This is a genomic window from Candidatus Eremiobacteraceae bacterium (assembly GCA_035295225.1).
Lineage (GTDB): Bacteria > Vulcanimicrobiota > Vulcanimicrobiia > Eremiobacterales > Eremiobacteraceae > JABCYQ01.
In genome coordinates this window covers 38965-60086 of record DATGJI010000045.1, presented here as the reverse complement: position 1 = coordinate 60086, position 21122 = coordinate 38965, and the positions used below count along the sequence as shown (strand labels likewise).

General features: G+C 62.5%; 12 protein-coding genes. 7 read left to right on the top strand and 5 right to left on the bottom strand.

The genetic code is table 11. From position 1 onward, the window contains the following. Positions 1–27 precede the first annotated feature (27 nt). From VKT51_07285 to VKT51_07275, 3 genes are read right to left on the bottom strand one after another with little or no spacing between them, the layout of a single operon-like run. Positions 28–3684: a TonB-dependent receptor gene (locus VKT51_07285; GenBank protein HLJ83953.1), complete on the bottom strand. Its 3657-nt coding sequence runs from the start codon at positions 3682–3684 to the stop codon at positions 28–30. Continuing rightward, entirely contained in the window at positions 3685–6126 is a 2442-nt protein-coding gene (locus tag VKT51_07280; protein HLJ83952.1) for an MFS transporter, read from the bottom strand. Continuing rightward, entirely contained in the window at positions 6123–9176 is a 3054-nt protein-coding gene (locus tag VKT51_07275; protein ID HLJ83951.1) for an efflux RND transporter permease subunit, read from the bottom strand. Before VKT51_07275 ends, VKT51_07280 begins: the two co-directional genes overlap by 4 nt. Before the next feature lie 149 nt (positions 9177–9325). Here VKT51_07275 and VKT51_07270 point away from each other — a divergent pair, with 149 nt between their 5' ends. The 5 genes from VKT51_07270 (at position 9326) to VKT51_07250 (ending at position 14000) form a co-directional block, all read left to right on the top strand. Then, on the top strand, positions 9326–10270 hold the full coding sequence (locus tag VKT51_07270) for an aldo/keto reductase (GenBank protein HLJ83950.1): 945 nt from the start codon (positions 9326–9328) through the stop codon (positions 10268–10270). Between the two features lie 4 nt (positions 10271–10274). Further along, positions 10275–11702, top strand: coding sequence for a pyridoxal-dependent decarboxylase (locus VKT51_07265; GenBank protein HLJ83949.1), 1428 nt, complete (start codon positions 10275–10277; stop codon positions 11700–11702). A 158-nt stretch (positions 11703–11860) separates the two neighbouring features. Further along, the gene (locus tag VKT51_07260; GenBank protein ID HLJ83948.1) at positions 11861–12532 is read left to right on the top strand and encodes a metal-dependent transcriptional regulator; all 672 of its coding nucleotides are present in this window, start codon (positions 11861–11863) and stop codon (positions 12530–12532) included. 8 nt (positions 12533–12540) lie between these two features. Continuing rightward, the gene (locus tag VKT51_07255; protein ID HLJ83947.1) at positions 12541–13866 is read left to right on the top strand and encodes a divalent metal cation transporter; all 1326 of its coding nucleotides are present in this window, start codon (positions 12541–12543) and stop codon (positions 13864–13866) included. Next, positions 13863–14000, top strand: a complete 138-nt coding sequence (locus VKT51_07250; GenBank protein HLJ83946.1) for a hypothetical protein — start codon at positions 13863–13865, stop codon at positions 13998–14000. Before VKT51_07255 ends, VKT51_07250 begins: the two co-directional genes overlap by 4 nt. An 11-nt stretch (positions 14001–14011) precedes the next feature. On the opposite strand, the gene VKT51_07245 is transcribed toward VKT51_07250, so the two are convergent. Continuing rightward, positions 14012–14779 (bottom strand): SDR family oxidoreductase, encoded by a 768-nt coding sequence (locus VKT51_07245; GenBank protein ID HLJ83945.1) that lies wholly within the window; start codon positions 14777–14779, stop codon positions 14012–14014. Between the two features lie 170 nt (positions 14780–14949). Between VKT51_07245 and VKT51_07240 the strand changes: the two genes are divergently transcribed. Continuing rightward, positions 14950–18228: an EAL domain-containing protein gene (locus VKT51_07240; protein ID HLJ83944.1), complete on the top strand. Its 3279-nt coding sequence runs from the start codon at positions 14950–14952 to the stop codon at positions 18226–18228. Between the two features lie 70 nt (positions 18229–18298). Continuing rightward, positions 18299–19420, top strand: coding sequence for a multicopper oxidase family protein (locus VKT51_07235; GenBank protein ID HLJ83943.1), 1122 nt, complete (start codon positions 18299–18301; stop codon positions 19418–19420). A 478-nt stretch (positions 19421–19898) separates the two neighbouring features. On the opposite strand, the gene VKT51_07230 is transcribed toward VKT51_07235, so the two are convergent. Next, positions 19899–21110, bottom strand: coding sequence for a hypothetical protein (locus VKT51_07230; GenBank protein HLJ83942.1), 1212 nt, complete (start codon positions 21108–21110; stop codon positions 19899–19901). Positions 21111–21122: the final 12 nt, after the last annotated feature.

The following is a 21122-nucleotide window of genomic DNA, read 5'->3' as shown; positions in this document are numbered from 1 at the left end:
GCCTCAAGGAACTAACTGTCGGCCCCTTCACAGCTTGAACTGGATATCCGCATACGCGTTGAATGGCTGTGACTGCAGCAGCGTAGGCGCGTACGGATAGCGCACAATCGCTTGGATGGGATCGCCCGGATTGAAGATATTGCCGACCGGCGGGATGTGGCCGGGCAGAACGTCGTAGCCGCACGTCTTTCCACCGATCGCCCACGGCAGCGAGTCGCCGCCGAAGCAGCGCGAGTACACGTTCAGCAGATTGAGTTTGAGCGTCGCGCGGCTGGAAAGATCGTAGCCCAACTGCACATGCACGCCGAGGTACGATGGTTCCTTGAACGCGCCCGGCGTGTCGAAGTTGCCCGTGAATTGATCTGGGATGAAGATCGTATTGAAGCAGGTCGTCGCATCGTATGGGTTGCCCGAGCCGCCGCGCGGGTAACGCGGATCACCGCTGACCGTGCCGGAGTTGTTCAACGGCGCGCAAGAGGCCGGGTCCACGCCCACCTGCTGTTGCGGAGCACCGTAGCGGCTTCCGGCGATGAACTGCAGCACGGGCGCGATCGTCCATTTATTTTGATGTTCGTTGAACAGCAGCGACGCGGCCAGCGGAACCCCGTCGCTGGCGGACGAGAGTTGAAGGCCCGTCGGCACGACGTCATACGTCGGGTACGAGCCGTTCGTGTCGAGCAGCGGCCGCGCCGATTCGTTGAAGTACGGATTGGCCACGCCTGATGCTTCCGTGGCTACGGCGTTCGTGTTGCCGTAGATGCCGCACGGGCTATTCGGATTGGTCGAGGGCGCGGCGCTTGCGCAGGCTTTGGTATACGAGTTGTACAGCTGTATCGAGCTGTTCACCGGCGTGAGCAGCGTCGCACCGTTCGGCAATGCGTCGTAGGTGATGCGGCTGTGCGTGTATGTGACCGACAGCTGCGACGTGAGGCCATTGCCGAAGTTGCCTTTTGTCAGCGCGAATTCGGCGCCTGCGACCGTTTGCCGGCCGGCGTTCACGCCGGTATACGTGCCGGTCGTCGGATTGATGAAGAAGCGTTGTATCTGATCTCGAGTGCGGCGATAGAACGGCGTAAGGCTGAAGCTGACATCGGTATTCGGAACTCTGTGTTCCCACGAGATATCGCCATTGTATGAGACCGCCGGGCGGATGTCATGCTCCGGCGTTGTGTAGCCGAGCGTGTAGAAGAGATTGCCGATATACGCCGGCAGATTCTGCTGCAGCGAATCATACTGCACGAACTGCGTGGCCGGCGGCTGTGCGTATCCGCCGAGCGAGAATCGAAAAACGTTGTCCTCATTGAATGTATAAGTACCGCCGATCCGCGGCTGAAACTCGCTGAACGCGAGCGTAGAGCTTTGAGCGGTGGAGTTCGTAAGCCGCGCCTGAACCCAGCCCGGACCAGCGAGCGAGCATGGTGCGCCGGCGGGAAGACCGAGAATCGTCTCGTCGATCGGATTGCCGCCGTTGACGCCGCGATTTGCGCACATGACCGCATTCCACGCGTTGAACCAGAAAGCGCGAGTAGCGCCGCCGGCCGTCGACGGCAGTACGAAGTCGAAGCGGTCGAATCGCACGCCGACGTTGAGCGCGATCCGGTCCGTCGGGTGCCACTCGTCCTGCATGGAGAAGGAGCCGAACTCCGGCCGCACTTGGTTAAGATCTCCCGTCGCTCCATTCTCGAGCGGAAGCCACTCGTATCCGGCAGGCGGCGGAACGAAAGGAGCGTTGTACGATAAGTACGCTGGCGTTCCCGGTGCGCCTCGCAGCGCGAAGACCGTGAGCGGCTCGCACGAGGAAGGCGTCGGCGAATCCAGCGGGTTGAAATCCCATGAGTTGCAGATGCCGGACAGCGGGCTCGCCGAATTGACGAGAGCGGCGAACAACGATTGCGGCGCCGGCTGCGAGGTCGTGCTCTGCTGATTATCGACCTGCACGTTGCGCGATGTCTGGTAGGCGATTTGCGCGCTCACGAGGTTCGATCCGTTGATCTCGCCCGCAAGCTTCACGGCGAAACCGGTGGTATGCGTGGAGAGTTCTCGATCGGCCGAGTTCGAAATGAATATCTGCGAAAGACCGTTGGGGCTCGAGACGAACCAATTCGAATAGGCGCTGTATGCGTAGCCGCGGATGTAGGCGTCGCTTGAGAAGTTGTGCTGGAACTGCGCCTTGATGATGCTCTGACCGTTAGACGATGCATCGCGTTGGCCGAGTGCAATCGGTCCGGCGGCGTTGGCGAGCGTGGACCCGGGATACAGATAGGGAAGGACTCCGTTGATCGGACCTCCCGGCGTGCCGGTCAGCATCTGCCCCAACGGCAGAGCGTATGCGAACCCCGGTACGAATGTCGGATATGGCGGCCCGCCCGCTTTGAGGCCGAATGCCTGACCGTCTATGCCTTGCCAGAACGGAGATCCGCCCCAATCAAGAAACGACGAGTAGGTATCGGTGTAGAGCTCTGACGTGTCGTAGAGCAATTGAAAATCGTCCATGCGGCCGTTCGCACGCGGAATGCCGAAGTGGAGATTTGCGATGTTCTCGCGGTCCGCGATGTTCGAGTTGTGGCCCATGACGTAGGGCCCGAGAACGTATCCGCCTGGGCCCGCGGGAAGCGCAGCGAAGAACGCCCGATTGGCGTAGCACCCCGTGAAGTTCGATCCGTTCGGAAGACCGCAGCCTGGCGGACCGACTCCGGTGATCGGGCCGAGCGCTGCGAATTGCAAATCGAACGGTGCGCCGAATTGCGAGGAGAAATCTGCGCCGTTCTGCTCATCTCGATATCTGAAATCTTGGTTGATGATGCTCGTTCCGACGTAGTACGTGAAACGTTTATCGGGCGTGGCTCCGCCGATTTCCAGATTAGCTTTGTTGTACAACGCGGGGTCGCCGATGCCAAGATCGAGGGTTGCCGTTCCGGGATAGGTGCCTTGCTTGACGACCTGATTGATGTAGCCGGAGAGGCCGTTCGATTCGGCCTCCGCCGGCGCACCGCCGGTGTAGACTTGCAGCTCTTGCTGGCCGAGCGACGAGAGATTGGTCGTCGGGATGTGGTCATAGGATCGGTTGAGCGGCACGCCGTCGAGTTCGTAGCCGACTTCGGTGAAATCGCCGCCCCGCAGGAACACCGGCTGGTTCCAGCCTGTCTGGCTCGGAGGAACGAACGCGCCAGGAACCGCGGTGATCGCCGAATACGCGTTATCCAATCCGCCGCCGCCGCCGAGCGATGCGACCTTCGATTGTTGAGATGCGCTGATCGTGTACACGTCGCTAGCGACTCCCGACCGAACCAGACCGCTCGGCGCGTAAACCGTCTCGCCATCGAGAACCTTTAATGGCGGGCCCAGAACGAAACTTATCGATCGAATGTTGTCGGCGGATACGTCGACGCCAAATGCCCGCGCTTCCTCGTACCCAACCTTGTCCACAAATACAAAGTAGCTATCGGGGGCTAGTGACGCAATCGTAAATCGGCCCTGGGCGTCGGTCCGAGCGGTCTCGACCTGCGACGGCGAAGTCGCGGTAACAAGGGCATCTGCAACGGGTCCGCCCTTCGAATCCGTCACGATACCGACGAGCGAGCCAGTGGTTCCCGCGTCCGCTCGCGGCGCCAAGAGTAAGAGCGGCAATGACAATAAAGCGGCTGCGATGATAGCACGAAGCAACGAAATGCGAGGGTTCGTCATTTAACTTCCTTCCCTGACAATCGGTAGGACGTGCGTTGCGGCGCGCCGGGAAACCTCCCCGGCTTCGCGCCGGTTGTCGAGCGTTTGAAGCGCGGCAATCGTTTCTGCAAATTGGTTGGCTTGATGCGCGAGGATGTCTGGCGCGAGCGGGAATTGGGGATGTGTGCGAACGCCGGTCAGCGCATACGTTTCGTCGCGCTGGGCAAGCGATGCTTGCCCTACTACGGATGCTTGTGACGGCTCGAGAATGCCGAGACGAGTCAGCCCGGCAAACGCAGCGCGGACCATCCGGTCCGGCGCCTGCGACAGTTCCGGATCGACAAAAGCGCCGGTAGGCACTGTTTGCAAGCGCACGCGAACGTCGCGGATCGCAGACTCTAGCGACATATCCGACGGTACGTCGGCCAGCCACGCGGCGATCAACTGGCTTGTCGTGATCGGCCGTGCAGCGGCCATGGACGACGCCAGATCGTCGTCTGCGGCAGGCCGCGCGATCCGGAAAAGCACCGACAGCCGCCTGCCGACGAACGGGTCATAGCTGACAGACGATAGATAGACGGTCGCGAGCGGCTTCAGACGCCAGAGCGTGGTGCGCAGGCGGCTCAAGCGTCCGTCTCGCGAATAGCGCCCTTCCGGTGTCAGAAAAAATGTCACACCGCGTCTCATCGTCTGCTCGATGCGCTGCAGATCGGCTTCAAGATCGGCGCGCGTCTGCGCGACGATCTCGTCGCGGTACGGTGCGCGAACATCTTCGATCCTAGCAAGGACGTCGCGGCCGACCGAATAGAGCGATGGATCGCCGAGATCCGAAACTCGTAGTTCCGCCGCCCCCTCACCGAGCGCGACGAGCGCCGAACCTTGGAAGACGTCTCCGAGCAGCAGATCGCCGTGACGGCGCTCGATCGCCGCCGCCAATGCGGCGATGGTGCGCGTACGCAACTCGTTTTCGATCGGCAGACAGCCAAGCGCGCTGAAGAGCCCAGCCCAGTTCGCGGAGCGCAGCACCTTGCGTAACCAGCGCGTGCGCGCCCCCATGAAACCCGGCTCGAACATGCGCCGCGACCCGGCTGCATAGATCGGCTCGTACCAGGGCCCATCGATGATGAGCTGGGCGATGACCGCCGTCGTGTCCAAGTCGTGCTGATGGTTGCAGAGCACGAGCGTCGGACCGCGATCGCGGGGAAGCCGGCCATAATGCCTGATGCGATATGCAAGGCGGAAGTACAGCATCGCAAGGCCGAGCGCGACGAACTGAAAACAGATGCCGAAGCGCTTGCGTTCGCCCACGGCAAGCACGAAGATCGAACCGAGCGCGAAGCTCATGCCGGCCGCGATGAAAAGCGCTTTGTACCCGATCACGGGCACCGCGAATTGGGCGAGCAGCCAGCCGCCGGCCGCTGGGGCTACCACGGCCGGTAGATTCGATGCGATACCCCACACGCCGAGATCGCGGGCCACGTCACGCAGCTGCGGCACGGAATCGATGGCGAGCGCCCAGCCGGTGGAGACGAACGCGCCGTACCCAAGTCCGAACAAGAGCGCGAATGCCATGATCCATTGCACGTTCGGAAAGAGCGCGAAGCCGACAGCCGCGAGCGTCATGGGAATGCCGGCGAGCGCGACGACGTATTTTCGCTTGACGCGATCGGAGAGGATGCCCATCGCCACGCTCGAGACGATCGCGCCGACGAGCGCCATCCCGCCGACGATGCCCGTGCCGGCGGACGGATTCGAATACTTCAGCACGTCGCGAAAGAAGTAGAGCACGAACGTCATGAGGAGCGAGAGGCCGAGTATCGTCCAGCTCCGCGACCAGAACGCGACGATGAAGTCGTACCAGTTCCCGATGCGCGCATGTTCCCCATCGTCGGCGTGCCAGCGTCCTTCGGGTGTCCAAAGAACCGCCGCCACCCCTAAGATCAGCACGAGGGCAGAACCGAGAAACGTCCGCGCTGGATCGGTCAGGCTTGCAAGCGCGAGCCCTGCGACCGACCCTATAAGAGAGGCGGCCCCTTGGAAGCCGCTCGCCAATCCCCAATCATCGCGCGAGACCACTTCGGGTATGAGCGCCTGATATGCAGCGAGGCTGATGCTCTGTCCGAGAACGCCGAGCAGCAGCGCCGCAGTGAATGTCTCGATGGATCCGTGCTGCATCATCCAGATGAGGGCCGCAGCGTTGAGCGCGGCGCCCCCGACGATGAGCGGCTTGCGCGTCGCGCCTCCGCGCCGCAGTCGATCGCTCAACGCGCCGGCGAACGGCGGCACGATCATCGCCATGAACGCGACCAACGTCGCGAGCAGCGCGAGCAACCGCGTATGGTCGCCGGGGTACTGCAAAAGCGCCGCCGGCACGGCGATCGCCATAAGCGCGGTGGTCTGGAGATTGAGCGGGATCCAATAGAAGTTGAGGACGGCCTGCCGCCCGGCGTGCCGTCCGATCACGCGCTGCGCTTCCGATCCCGTCCGAACGCGGCGTAGATGACCGGGATGACGACGAGCGTGAGCAGCAGGGAGCTGGTCAAGCCGCCGATGACGACGATGCCCAAACCTCGGCGCGACGTCACCGCGGGATCAAGGCCGAGCGCGAGCGGCAGCATGCCGAAGATCATCGCGACCGTCGTCATCACGATCGGCCGGAAACGCGTGCGCGCGCTCTCGACGATCGCCGCAATCCGATCCGCGCCGGCAGCGCGCCTCTGATTGGCATAGTCAACGAGCAAGATGCCGTTCTTCGTGACGAGTCCGATGAGCAAGACGGTTCCGATCAGGGAAAATGCGTTGAGCGTCTCATGCGCGAGCGCGAGCGCGCCGATCGCGCCGACAACCGCGAGCGGAACTGCGAGCATGATATAGAGCGGAGCGACGAAACTATCGTAGAGCGATACCATGAGAAGAAAGACGAGCGCCATCCCGAGTCCCAGCGCGAGCCCGAGGCCGAGCACCGTATCGGAGAGATTCTGCTGCGTGCCGACGGAGTTCGGCACGACCGTCACGTTTGACGGCAGATGCAGCGCCGTCAAGTTCTGCGCGAACGCCGCCTCGACGATGGAAAGTGCGAATCCCGGCGCGGTGTTGGCGCTCACGTGGACGACGTCGTGGCGGTCGACTCGATCGATCGTGCGCGGCGCATTCACGTAGCGCATGTCGGAGATCGCGCCGATCGTGGTCGTCGTACCCGCGGCAGTCCGTACCGCGACCGCCTTCAGCCGAGCCAGATCGCGCTGCGCATTTTGGGGATACGTCACGATGACGTCGATCGGGCCGTTCGGCGTCGGGACTTGCGCGGCGCGGAGTCCGCCAAAGGCAGCCCGGATCGCGCCGGCGGCGGCCGCAGCAGGCACAGCGCCTGCGGCTGTGTGGTCGTGCGTGAACGTCACGTCGAGTTGCGGCGACTGGCTGCCGGCAGAGCTGAAAACGTTCGAAGCACCGGACGTGCGAGCAAGCGCGTCGGCCACACGCGGCGCATAAAGCGTCGGATCTTGATCACCGGCGGAGACGAGATAATCGAGCGGCTGCGTATTCCCGGAGTGAGAGTTCGTCACCGGAATGATGACCGGATGTCCCTCGGGTACGGCGCGCAGCGCAGCGGTGCGGAGGAATCCGGCCCAGTCATCGGTCGAATTCATCCGCTTGTCGCGAAGGTGGATGTCGATCTGCCCGACCGCGTCGTCGAATATGCGCTCGCCCGTCGGCGATTGTGCGGTGCCGGCGAGCGATACTTCGGAGCGCAGATCGGATATCTTATCCACCGCGCGCTCGATGCGTCGGACGGCGGCGCTCGTCGTGGCAAGCGGTGTGCCGCCGGCGAAGCGCAGTTGGACGAAGATCTCGCCGCTGTCTTGCGGCGGATCGAAATCGAATCCGACGACGCCCAGGGGTATGAGCGCGAGAGCACCCGCAAGCGTTGCGACTGCGATGAAGACCACGATCCATGGATGCGCGAGCGCGCCAGGCAGCGCCCGGTCGGCATACCAATCGCGGATGCTCTGGAACATGCGCGTGAAGGCGCCGATCGCGCCGCCGAAGCGAGTCTTCGTGTGCAGCGCCCAGTTGCCGGCTAGCGCCGGCGTGATGGTGAATGAGACAAGGAGCGACGACATCGTTGCGACGACGACCACCACCGCGAACTCCGTCAAAAACTTACCCACGATCCCCGGTAAGAATGCGATCGGCAAGAAGACGACGACGTCGACGAGCGTGATGACGATCGCGGCTAAGCCGATTTCTAAACGACCGGTGATCGCCGCTTCGATCGGCGGTTGCCCCAGTTCGCGATGACGCTCGGTATTTTCCAAGACGACGATCGAGTCGTCTACGAGAATGCCGGTGATGAGCGTCATGGCGAGCAGCGACACGGTGTCCAGAGTGAAGTTCATGATCCGCATGACGATGAGGGTCACGCAGAGCGAGGTGGGGATGGCGATGAGAACCGCCACGGCGTTGCGCCACGTCCGCAAGAAGAAGATCATGACGATCGCGACGAGCACGATGCCCTCGACGAGCGTGCGCGCAACGCCCGCGAGCGCGTGCGCGGTGTAGGCCGAGCTGTCGTCGATGACGTGCAGCGTGACGCCAGGGAACTGCTGTTCGAGAGCCGGGATCGCTTGGATCACGCCGTGCGCAGCATCCACCTCGCTCGTCCCTTCGGCCTTGGCGACGCCCAGGACGAAGCTGGGCTTGCCGCCGACGTACGCGAAAACCCGTTGCGGCTCATCGGCATTGCTGACGCGAGCGACATCTCCGATCGTCACGCCCACGCCGGGGATGGGCAGCGAACGTACCGACGCCGGATCAGAAAGATCGCTGCGGATGTTGATGCCGGTCTCGCGGCCCGCCTGAACGAGCGTGCCGCCGGGGGCGCTGACGGCGTTTCCAGCGATGACGTTCGTGATATCGAGCAGCGTGAGCCCCTGCTTTTCGAGCTTCGCCGGATCGACTTCGACACGAACCGATGGGGAGAGCAGACCGTCGGCTAGGACTGTGCTGACGCCTTGGATTTGTTCGATCGCAGGGATGACTTTATTGGTGAGGAGTGCCGAAAGCGCGCCGGGGTCAAGCGCCGTCGATGTCGCGGAGAGCGTCACGACCGGCGCATGACTGGGATCGAAGAGCACAACGCGCGGTTCGGGCACGTCGGCGGGGAGGTTCGGCATCGCCGCTTGCAGCCGGCGCTGGACTTCTGCCAGATCGTCGTCCGCTTTGGATTTAAGGCTAAATACCGCCGTGATCGAGGCGACGCCTTGCTGCGCCGACGACTGGAGATGCTGCAAGCTCGGCGCTCCGGCAAGCTGATCTTCGATCGGCCGGACGATCGTGTCGCGCATCTCGGCCGGGGTTGCCGCGGAATAGTAGACGATGATGGTGGCGGCCGGCAAATCGACGTTCGGCAGTTCTTGCTCGCGCAAGCCGAACGCCGCAATCGTCCCTCCGATCAACGCCAAGAACGCGACGACGGCTGCCAACGTGGGTCGCGTGACGAATAACCGGGTCATCAAAGCGCCGGCGCACCTCTATAGCGCCGCGCGGACTGTTCGCGGACCCTGCGACTCGGTCCCGCGCCCGATGCGAGGAGGTCGCCGACGGCATCGGCAAGTCCACATCCATGATGAAACGACGAATACTAGGAAAGCGCGCCTTGGTCGTGTCGTCGATCGGGCTCGGCTGCATGGGGATGTCCGAATTTTACGGCAGTTCGAACGACGCGGAGTCCATCGCCACGATTCATCGAGCGCTCGAACTGGGGTGCAACTTCCTTGATACGGCCGACATGTACGGACCGTTCACCAACGAACGCCTCGTCGGCCGCGCGATCGCCGATCGGCGCGACAAGGTCGTCCTCGCCACGAAGTTCGGAAACGAACGTAGCGAAGACGGTTCGTGGATCGGCATCAACGGCAAACCCGACTACGTGCGCAAGGCCTGCGATGCGTCTCTGCAACGACTGGGCGTAGACCACATCGATCTCTACTATCAACACCGCGTGGACGCGACCGTGCCGATCGAAGAGACCGTGGGAGCGATGGCGAGCCTTGTCAAAGATGGCAAAGTGCGGCATCTCGGCCTGAGCGAGGCAGCGCCTGCCACCATCCGGCGTGCGCACGCCGTCCATCCGATCACGGCGTTGCAGACGGAATACTCGCTCTTCGCGCGCGACGTCGAAGCGGAAATACTTCCCACCGTTCGGCAGCTCGGCATCGGCTTCGTCGCGTACTCGCCGTTGGGCCGCGGCCTGCTCACGGGCGCGATCAAAGATCCGAAGCAATTCGAAGAAGGCGACTTCCGGGGCAATCATCCGCGCTTTCAAGACGAGAATTTCCGACGCAACATGAGTCTGGTCGCGGCGTTGGAGAGCATCGCGAAACAAAAGGGCGTCACCGCGAGCCAACTGGCGCTGAGCTGGCTCTTGTGTCGCGGCGACGACGTCGTTCCGATACCGGGCACGAGACGGCGCGCGCGGCTCGAAGAGAATTGTGCGGCGGCGGATGTGACGTTGACCAATGCGGAACTCGCCGAAATCGAGGCCGTCGCGCCGGTCGGTGCCGGTGCCGGGGCGCGCTACGCCGACATGAGCCGCGTAAATCTCTAGCGCGGTGCCCCCGCGGCGCAACGACGCGACGCTCGATCTGTCGCCCGACGAGATGCGCGAGCTCGGTCGCGAAGTGATGGAGTGGGCGGTTTCCTATCGCCTGGCGTTGGCCGGCTTGCCCGCCTTACGCCGCTCGCCGCACGACGATATAACGGCCAAATTCTGCGAATCGCTGCCGGCCGGACCGAGCGATCCGCGTGTCGTCATGCGTCGCGTTATCGACGGCGCGCTGCCGTTCATGGGCCGCGCCGATCATCCGCGGTATTTCGCATTCGTGCCGGGTCCGGCGAACTTTGTCGGTATCGCCGCCGACATGCTCGTAGCGGCCGCCAACGTCTTCGCCGGTACGTGGCTCGAGGGGTCGGGGCCGGGAGCTATCGAGCTGCAGACAATATCGTGGTTGGCTCAGCTCGCCGGGATGCCGCCGACGGCCGGCGGCCTTTTCGCGAGTGGCGGATCGATGGCAAATCTCACGGCGCTGCACGCCGCGCGCGACTGCAAGCTCAGCGTGGCGGACCGGCAACGCGCGGTCATTTATTGTTCTGATCAGACGCATTCCTCGATCGGCCGCGGTCTGCGCATCCTTGGATTCTTGCCCGAGCAAGTATGCGAGATCAAGACGGGCGAGGATTTCAAGATCGACCTCGAGCTGCTCGACACAGTCATCGCCGCCGATCGGGCCGCAGGGCGATTGCCGTTCTGCTTAGTCTCCAACGCCGGTACGACGAATACGGGCGCGGTCGATCCGCTCGACCGGCTGGCGACGGTGTGCGAACGCGAGAATCTCTGGCATCACGTGGACGGCGCGCTTGGAGCGGGCGCAATTTTGAGCGAGCGCGGTCGCACGACGCTTCGCGGGCTGGGCCGCGCGGATTCGTTCTCGGTCGACCCGCACAAGTGGATGTTCCAGCCCTACGCCTGCGGGTGCGTCGTGGTTCGGGATAAGCAGAAGCTGAAGCGCGCCTTCAGCGAAGTGCCGGACTATTTGGAAGATGCCGACGCATCGGGCGAGGAGATCAATTTCTGGGAGTATGGACCGGAGCTGACGCGGCCGTTTCGCGCGTTAAAGCTCTGGATGTCGCTCGAAGTCTTCGGCGCGGACGCCTTCGACGCAGCGATCGAACGAGGTTTTGAACTAGCCGAGCTTTCCGAACGAACCGTCCGGGGACTACCCGGCTGGCATGTATGTTCGCCCGCGAGCATGGGTGTCGTGACGTTTTGGTATCAGCCCGCGGACATGACGGATGCTGAAGCAAACCGGCGCAATAGATACGCCGCGCGTGCGTTGACGGATAGCGGATTTGCGGCGGTGCTGACCACGCGCCTTCGCGGGCGGATCGTCGTCCGAATGTGCACGCTCAATCCGCGCACGACCGACGACGACATCGCCGAGACCATCGCACGCCTCGACGCGCTTATCCGCGCCGTGTAGGGCGCGCCTTTATGGCGCGCCGCCCGAAATGTAGGGCGCGCCTTTATGGCGCGCCGCGCGAAATGTAGGGCGCGCCTTTATGGCGCGCCGGCGGACCATAAAGGTCCGCCCCACACAAAAGGTCCGCCCCACCCAATCGCGAACGATAATTGGCAACCATGGTTAACAAACAGGCCGACCGTTCCCGCGATCGAGCGCGCGAAGATTACCTAAAGGCGATCTACCAACTCAGCGACGGCAGCGCCGTGAAAGCCGCCGAGCTCGCGCGGCATCTGCGCGTCTCCCGTGCATCGGTCAGCAAGATACGTCGCGTCTTGGAACACGACGGGCTTATCGGCCGCGCGCGCCGGCGCGCGGACGCGCTCACGCTCACGCGCCGAGGTCTGGGTCTTGCGGTCCGCGTTGTCCGCCGCCATCGGTTGGTTGAGACGTTTCTGTATCGCTCACTTGGTGTTCCGCTCGAACGACTGCATCGCGCTGCAGAGAAACTCGAACATTCGATCTCCGATGACGTCGCCCGCCGCCTCTCGGAATTCTTGGGCAATCCGAAGCGCGATCCGCACGGTCACCCGATTCCTGGAACGGGCAGCGAGAAACGCGAGCGGCGCGAACAATCTCTCGCCATGGTTGCGCCCGGTTCCAAGATCATCGTCATCAGTCTTGACGACGGCGACGAGAAGGTCGTCCGAAGGTTAGATGCGCTCGGCGTGCTCCCCGGGATGCGCGCTACCGTCGTAAGCAGCCGCGCCGGTATCACGTTGCGCGTTGGGAACGAAGACATCATCGTTTCACCGGTCGCAGCCGGACGAGTCCGCTGCGTGGTTCGCTGACAGTGGCCATGGCGGCGTCGACGGCGCGCGAAGAAGAACTGCGGGCGCAAGATCGCCGCCTGGTCCGCCTCGCACGCGCCGCCGGCAAACCACTTCTCGTCCTCCTGCTCCTCGTCGGACCCGGCATATTGGTCATGCTCGGCGAAAACGACGGCCCGAGCATGCTTTCGTATGCGACGACGGGAGCGTCGTACGGGGTTGGATTCTTCGTCCCTTTCATCTGCCTCACGTTCGTCATGGCGTTCGTCGTACAGGAGATGACCGTCCGGCTCGGCATCGCCACACAGCGCGGGCACGCCGAGTTGATCTTCGAGCGCTTCGGCCCGTTCTGGGGCTATTTTGCGATGCTGGATCTGTTCATCGGCAACGCGCTCACGCTCGTGACGGAATTCATCGCGATTCGAGCCGGCGCAGCCTATTTTGGGATTCCGGCGCTGGTCGCGGTGCCGATCGGATTCGTGATCGTGATCGCCGCTCTCGCCGCGCGGCGCTACTTCACATGGGAGCGCGCGGTCCTCATGCTGAGCGCGGCGAACCTGCTCTTCATCCCCGCCGCTTTGATGGCCCATCCGGACGTTGTGGGAATAGTGCGGGCGCTCGGAACCTGGGGGCCGCTGCCCGGCGGAGTCAACGCGGCCTTTATCGTGCTCGTGCTCGCGAACGTCGGCGCCACGGTCACTCCATGGATGATCTTCTTTCAGCAGAGCGCTGTGGTGGATAAGGGACTGACCGTTAAAGACCTGCCGCAAGGCCGGGCAGATACCGCGATCGGTTCTACCCTCGCGGTGTGCGCCGCGATCGCGACGCTTATCGCGGCGACGCCGCTCTTCACGCATCACGTTGACGTCGCAAGCTATTCCGGCGGCGCCGACTTCGCGACAGCCTTACGACCGTATATCGGCTCCGCTGGCGCGGCGCTCTTCTCGCTTGGCATCATCGAAGCGGGGCTCGTCGCCGCCATGACGATTTCGACAAGCTCGGCATACGCATTCGGTGAAGTGCTGCGGCGTGGGCATAGTCTGAATCTCGACTTTGCGAGCGGCAGGCCGTTCTATCTGTCGGCGATCATCTCCGCGGTGGTAGCGGCGGCGCTCGTCCTGATCCCCGGCGCGCCGCTCCTTGCGATGACACTTACCGTCAACGTGATCGCGACGCTGCTCATGGCGCCGGCGCTGCTTTTCTTGCTGCTGCTTGCGAACGACCGTGAGATCATGGGAGGTCTCGCAAACCGCTGGCGCAGCAACCTCGCAGGCGGCATCATCGTGATCGTGATCGCGGCGATGGGAGCGACCTACGGTCTCATAGTCATCTTCCCGAATCTGGTGGCGAGATGATCGAAAAGAAACCCTACCCGCGCCGAAGACTTGGGCCCGGCACGATCGCTTTGCTGTGGGTCCTTCGCCTCTACGTACTCGTCGCGGTGCCGCTCGTCGTCTATGCGTTTTTCAGAGCCCTGCACACGCCATGATATCAGGCAGGTTAGAGTAGTCCGCGGATCAGCCCGCCGTCTACCGCTATCGTTTGACCGGTGACATAGCTCGCAGGAGCACCGCACAGAAATGCGACGAGCGGGGCGAACTCTTCCGGCGTGGCGACGCGGCCGATAGGGATTTCGGTGCTGGCGGCTGCCGCAATCGCCGCGTCGTCGCCGTTCAGTCGCCGCAAGCGGTCGGTGAGCACGCGGCCCGTCGCGATGGAATTGACCGTGATGCCGTGCCGGGCGACCTCGGCCGACAGAGTCTTGAGTGCGGCCACCAACGCGACGCGGAGCGAGTTCGAGAGCGCCAGGTTTGCGATCGGCTGTTTGACCGAGCTTGATGTCAGCGCGACGATACGGCCCCAGCCGCGCGCCTTCATCGGGCCGACGCATGCGTGGACGAGCTGCAGCATGCTGCGCAAGACAAGTCGATACGCGTTATCCCAATCGTCCAGCGAAAGACCTTCGACCGCGCCGGGCTTTGGGCCGCCGCCATTTGCTATGAGAATCTCGGGCGCGCCGTAAGCCTGCTGCACCGCTGCGATAAGCGCATCGACGGAGGCCGCGTCGGCCAGGTCCACCTCGAACGCCTTGGCATCGGCGGCGCCGCGCGATTTCGCGTTTGCGGCGACACGGTCGAGCGCGTCACGCCGCCGCGCGGCGATCGCAAGCCGCACGCCCTCGGCTGCAAGTGCGAGGGCGACGGCCTCTCCCAACCCCGAGCTCGCGCCAGTGACGAGCGCGACGCGATTTCGAATGCCAAGATCCATACGCGCCGCTTACGCGGACAAGCGATGCTTGCCCTACTACAGTGCGGAAAGGGGATGTGACGTCCGTCACGCGTGCATGGCAGATCGGTTCCGTCCGACCACGGCACGAAGCCGAAGGCCGATGAGTTTAAAGAGGGCACTGTCGCGGCGCTCCATTGGACACTAAGAGATTGACCCAGACTGCGCGTGATACCGGTAAGCAGACGTTCCAACTACTCTTTGGGAGCGCCCGCCACGCGGTGTTCGCGTACGATATCCGCAGCGGTGCGATTATCGATGCCAACGATGCCGCCGTCTCGCTCTTCGGCTATGCGCGCCGAAAGCTCTACAGCCTTAAACTCGCCGACATCATCGCGCGCGGCGAGGAAGAATTCATCGGGCAGAGCCTGCAGAAAAAGCGCGCTGGACCCCGAGTCGTGCGCTTCCGGATATCTGACGTCGACGGTCGTGTGACGCGCATCGAGGGATTTGCGACGCCGATCACTTACGCCGGTCGGCACGCGATGCTGATCAGCGTGTCGAACGAGGATGCTCCGGCCAAGAAGCGTGCTCGACAGGCAGTTGATGCGGCATCAATCCCGGCACCGATATTACTTGAGCAGGTCAGGCGTCAGGAAGCGCTTATCGAATTCGCCAAGGCGGCGATCGCAGAGCAATCCGACATCGAATTGAAGCGCCTCGGCGCCCGGCTGCTGCGCGACGGCCTTGCGGTCGACTTCGTTCTCGCGTACGAACATCAATGGCGCGATCGATCGCTGAAGTGTGTGGCCGCCGAAGGTTGGGAAGGCGCGCTCGATTCTATCACATTCGATGTCGCGGGCGATTCGCTGGCGGCCAAATCATTTCGATCGCGTGGGGTCGTCGCAGCCGCCGATCTCGACGCTTCCGATAGGCCGCTTGATTCCGCTTGGTTTCTCGATCGCTACTCGATTCGCGCCGCTATCGGCATCCCGATCCGCTCTGACACGCGAGACTATGGGTCGCTTGTCGGCTACGTCAAGAATGTGAAACGCTTTGATGAAGAAGATGTTCGCTTCGCTTTGACGGTCGCCGGCGTTATCGCAATCGCTACGGAGGGACTTCGCGCGCGCTCGAAGGCGATAGCAACAGCGGATCGACTGACTGAAGTCCTCGCAAGCATCGTCGAACACTTTGTGCACATCGATCGCGAGTGGAAGATCAAATTTGTAAACGTCACCGTGGAGTCGCTTTTCTCCAAGCCCGCCGAGGAGCTCGTCGGTGAGCCGATCGAGAGGTGGTTCCCGTCGTTCTCGCAACCCGAACATCGGCGGCGCTACGAGGACGCGATGCACGATGGCATCCCGTCACAGTTCGAGTTCCGTTCGTTGCTCAATGATCATTGGTACGAAGCACGTGTCCGGCCGACTCCGGATGGGATCGCCGTCTATTTCCTGGACATAACGTCGAGACACGATGCAGAAGAGAAGAGACTCGATCACGAGCGGCGGATCCGCCGCCTGATCGATCACATGCCGGCCATCCTGTGGGTGACCGATCTCGACCTCACGATACAGACTTCGATCGGCGGAGCGCTTCGCAGGCTTGGGGCTGAAGACGATTCTATGGTCGGAAACAATCTTCGACGGATGTTCGACGACCAGGCTGGACCGACGATCAGTTCGCACGAGCGGGCCCTCAAAGGGGAAGCCTGCGACTACATGGATTCATTCGGCGACCGGACATTTGAAAGCCGCGTCGAACCGCTGCGCGATTCGCACGGTGGCATCATCGGGGTAGCCGGCCTTTGCATTGACGTCACCGAACGCATAAGTCTAGAACATACCCTTGCTGAAGCGCAGACGCTGGCTCGCTTCGGCACGTGGACGTACGATCGTGAGAGCGGCGAGCGCACGATTTCGGACGAGCTGCTCCGCATATTCGGCCGAACCGCCGACGAGATGCCGGCGGATTTCACCGCGCTCGGAGATGCCATTCACGCCGACGACGTCGCGTTTGTCGAAAGTGCTGTCCAACATGCGATCCGGGCCGGTATTTCGTGGAACATCGACCACCGCATCAATCATAAGGACGGGAGCGTCCGGCACATACAAAATGTCGGACGATACGACGTCGACGAGACCGGGGCATCAACGCGTGGCTTCGGCAGCGTCTTGGATATCACGGAACGGAAGATAGCCGAGAGCGAGCTCGTGCGCCTCGCCAACTTCGACGTCCTCACGAATCTGCCCAACCGGATGCAAGTCGAGGTGCGACTATCGGAGTCGTTGGGCCGTGCGCTCGAACGCGGCAAACTCGTGGCTTTGTGCTGCCTGGACGTCGATCGGTTCAAGAATATCAACGACACGTTGGGCCACGTCGCCGGAGACACGCTGCTAAAGGAGGTGGGGGATCGACTCTCGTCCATCGTCCGCCGCGGCGATACCGTCGGCCGGTTGGGTTCGGACGAATTCGCGATCGTCTTCGCCGACGTCGCGACCGTAGCGGACCTTACGCTTCTCGCCGACAAGGTGACGCGCGCCTTCTCGGAACCGTTCATCATCGGCGGACGCGAATTATACGTCAACGCGAGCGCCGGATTCAGCATCTATCCCGGCGACGCATGCGACAGCGAGTCACTAATCCGCCAAGCCGACACCGCGGTCCACTCCGCTAAGGAAAGTGGCGGAGGTCAAGCGGTGTTCTTCAGTTCCGACATGCACGACGAGGCCGACTCACGCCTTGAATTCCAAAACAGCCTTTACCGCGCACTGGGTCGAGGTGAATTCCGGCTGCATTTCCAACCCATCGTCGACGCTGCGAGTCGCCGACTCCGCGGCTTCGAAGCTCTGATCCGATGGGAACATCCGACGCTCGGCCTCGTTCCGCCCGACCGATTTATCCCACTCGCCGAGCAGACGGGCCTCATCATTCCGATCGGAGAATGGGTGCTGCGCCAAGCCTGTTCTCAAGCTCTTGGGTGGCACAGCGACCAAGCCGGCTATCCTTGGGTTGCGGTCAACATCTCCGCACGACAGTTCTCGCATCCCGATCTCGTGTCGATCGTCGGCGAAACGCTGCGATCTTCAGGTCTTCCAGCCGATAGACTGACGCTCGAAGTGACGGAGAGCGCGGTTGTGCGAGACATACAAGCCGGCGCCGGCACCATCCGATCGTTGCGATCGATGGGCGTTAAGATCGCGATCGATGATTTCGGTATCGGATATAGCTCGTTCGGCTACCTACGCTCATTTGCGTTCGACACCGTGAAGATAGATAGATCGTTCACGCGCGGGCTGCCGGAAAAGTCGGAGGATGCGGCGATCACGCGAGGCATCATCGCGCTGAGCCAGGCCCTCGGGATGACCGTCACTGCAGAAGGCGTAGAAACCGAGGAACAAGCGACCTTCTTGGCTGCTGCCGGCTGCGACTCGCTTCAGGGTTATTTGATCGGCAGGCCGACGGCGCACGTTTCTGATCCGAACCGGTGATCCGCCAAGGTTGAGACACGCGCGCCATGCAAGTGTCCGCCGAAGACAGTAGTTTCCAGCGCGAGGCCACATGCTAAAGCGACGTGACGTCCTACGACTTGGTGCAGCCGGGGCGCTCGGATTGGCGACGACGAATGTCGGGAAGGCAATGGCCGGCGCGACCGTGCCGGCCGCCTCGTCTGTGGGCGCTGATGCAGAACTCGATCGGCTCACGACGGCCGGCTTGCGCGCGTTGCCGCCGTTGCGGCCGCCGGACTCCGTCAGCCGAAGCGGTCAGACGAAGCGATTCACGCTGACGCTCGCGCCGGCGACGGTTCAACCATTGCCGAAACACCGCATATCTGTTCCCGCCATCAACGGCACGTCGCCCGGGCCGGTGTTGCGCGCCGGCGAAGGTGATGAAGTCGAAATCACCGTGATCAATCGCCTTCCCAGGGCGACCTCGCTGCACTGGCACGGAATACCGATCCCGTTCACCATGGACGGGTCCGGAAGTTTCTCGCAACAAGCGATTCGACCAAATGAGACATTTGTCTATCGGTTCATCGCGCCCCAGGCGGGGACGTACATGTACCATAGTCACATCAACGAGCTGGAATTCGCTTCCGTCAGCGGCATGTTCATCGTCGATCCGCAAGTTGACGGACGCGAGCCGCACTATGCGTCGGACCTACCGATTTTCATCAGTTCGATCCCGTGGGAGAAAGCGCGCGCCGCAGAGGAGCAAACCATACTCGCGGACAGCATGATGATGACCGGTATGGGCGCGAAACCCGGCGCCGATCCATTGCCTGGAGTCGGCGACGCGATGGATCGCATGGACATGGTCGAGTACTGGTGCTTCAACGGTAAGACGTTTCCGGCGACGCAGCCCATCGCCGTGAGATCAGGCGATCTGGTTCGCCTGCGTTTCGGGAATCTCACGAACATGGCGCATCCGATCCACCTACACGGCCATTGGTTTCGACTGATCGCGCAGGACGGCAGCCCGCTCGAACGGCCGCAGACCATGAACACGGTGCCGGTCCACCCTGGCCAGACGGTCGACATCGATTTTCTCGCGAACAATCCAGGTGTCTGGCCGCTGCATTGCCACATCGTCGCGCACATGGTGGACAATCACGATGTGATGAGCGGGCTGATGACCGTCGTCCAGTATGAAGGCTTCGGCTTGCCTGCTATGATGATGTAGCGCTACGCCGCTCCCGAATCCGCTCTACGCATACATGGCTACGTGTCTCGTACGCTGTTCGACACTTTGATTGCGGCGGCTCGCAGAAGGGTAGACAGCGATCGCTGCGGCGGCCAGATCGACAGGGTCGGCCGCGTCGCGATGTGCTCGCGCAAAGGCGAGCTGCGCCTGCGCCTCACTCATCCTACGGCCAAGAGCATACGCGCGAGCTAGCAAAGCAGCAGCCTCTGGTCTGTAGTATGGTGCGACGGCGCCGCAGATTTTGAACGCGACGATTGCGCGCGCGACGTCGCCTCGTGCCTCATACGCTTGCCCGATTGTGATGAGCGCGTCTAGGCGCCGCGGTGAAAGCTCGAGCGCTTCCTGCGAATATCGGATAGCATCTGCAAAACAGTGTTCTTCGTAGGCGCCGATCCCAACCACGCGACTGTCGCAACGGAAAAAGGAGCCCTAACCGGCGTCGAACGCGGGCGTGTCGCTAGTAGAAGAATTGCTGCAGCTGGCTGAACTGCGGCCCGAAGTCCCATCCCAAACGCTTCGCTGGGTCAAGAGCCGGCGCGGGCTCCGCGATCGCGAACTTGAAGCCGGGAATCGTTTCGACGAGAGTTCCTTTTTCGTTATATACGACGATCGCGCCGTCGCGGCTGCCGTCGCATGCATATGCAGGATCTGTCACCAAGAAAAGTCTGTGCACCGGATCCACTGCGATGCCTGCTCCGCTATTGCTTTGGTCTGCGTTCCCGGTGCATGGTAGCTGGACTGCGGCGATGCCGGCGCGCGTCACGAGATTGTAAAACTCCACTTGCGCGTTCAGTTCTGTCGTGGTCGCCTCGATCCCGGTGTTGGGATCGACCGCCATGCCATTCACATAGCCCGCGCCGAACGGGCCGAAGTTGAATCCGGTGAATTGCTTCGCGGCGCCCGTCGTGTAATCGACGAGGATGTTGATCGGGGCTGCCCCGCCTACGGCTCCGCCGTCGGGTGAAAGCGCGAACACCGCTTTTCCTTGGAACGTGTAACTAGCGAGCTGCGGCCCGTCGCCCCCGCCGAACGTATTTGGACTGAGATGGACGACCTTCGCTATCGAATTCGCACCGATGTCAGTCGCGACCAAGACCGGGCGGTCGTTGCTCTTCAGTTGAATCGCGAACAGAACGCTTGTGGTCGAATTGAGAACTTTTGCGCCCTGCTGGATGTCGATGTCAAAGATAGGCGGCGTCCATTTTCCGGTAAAGCCGCCGGCAGTGAACGGGCTGACCACGTCATAGTATCGATTGGCGAAGATAGACCCCTTGGGCTCGACATAACGCGTGACGAGGGCGATATCGCTTGGGAAGATGCCATCGAGTGCATACGTTGTTCGCGCCGGCGTGACTTTGGGGAACGACTGCGTTATCGCGCCGGTTTGCTGATCAAAAGCTTCCACGTGGTTGGCCGTTGACAGAATTCCGGCTCCGTTATCCTGTCCGATATCAAAGCCGAAGATCTGCCCACCATCTTGCGATGTCAGCACGACGCCGAGCCGACCGGAATGATCCGGTCTCGGCCCGAACGCCATTGCGCGAGTCGTATTGGGGATCGGCGGCGCCGCCGCGGCGTGTGGAGCGGTGCCGTTGCACGCCGACAGGACGCAGCACGTCGCGATAAGCAGACACGCGGGAACTCCGCGCTTGACTAGATGCCGGTTCATCGTTTCAGCCCC

Excerpts from the sequence above, each read along its gene's own strand:
- VKT51_07285 (HLJ83953.1), bottom strand. The coding sequence starts at position 3,684 with ATGACGAACCCTCGCATTTCGTTGCTTCGTGCTATCATCGCAGCCGCT.
- VKT51_07275 (HLJ83951.1), bottom strand. The coding sequence starts at position 9,176 with ATGACCCGGTTATTCGTCACGCGACCCACGTTGGCAGCCGTCGTCGCG.
- VKT51_07260 (HLJ83948.1), top strand. The coding sequence starts at position 11,861 with ATGGTTAACAAACAGGCCGACCGTTCCCGCGATCGAGCGCGCGAAGAT.
- VKT51_07255 (HLJ83947.1), top strand. The coding sequence starts at position 12,541 with ATGGCGGCGTCGACGGCGCGCGAAGAAGAACTGCGGGCGCAAGATCGC.
- VKT51_07250 (HLJ83946.1), top strand. The coding sequence starts at position 13,863 with ATGATCGAAAAGAAACCCTACCCGCGCCGAAGACTTGGGCCCGGCACG.
- VKT51_07245 (HLJ83945.1), bottom strand. The coding sequence starts at position 14,779 with ATGGATCTTGGCATTCGAAATCGCGTCGCGCTCGTCACTGGCGCGAGC.
- VKT51_07235 (HLJ83943.1), top strand. The coding sequence starts at position 18,299 with ATGCTAAAGCGACGTGACGTCCTACGACTTGGTGCAGCCGGGGCGCTC.
- VKT51_07230 (HLJ83942.1), bottom strand. The coding sequence starts at position 21,110 with ATGAACCGGCATCTAGTCAAGCGCGGAGTTCCCGCGTGTCTGCTTATC.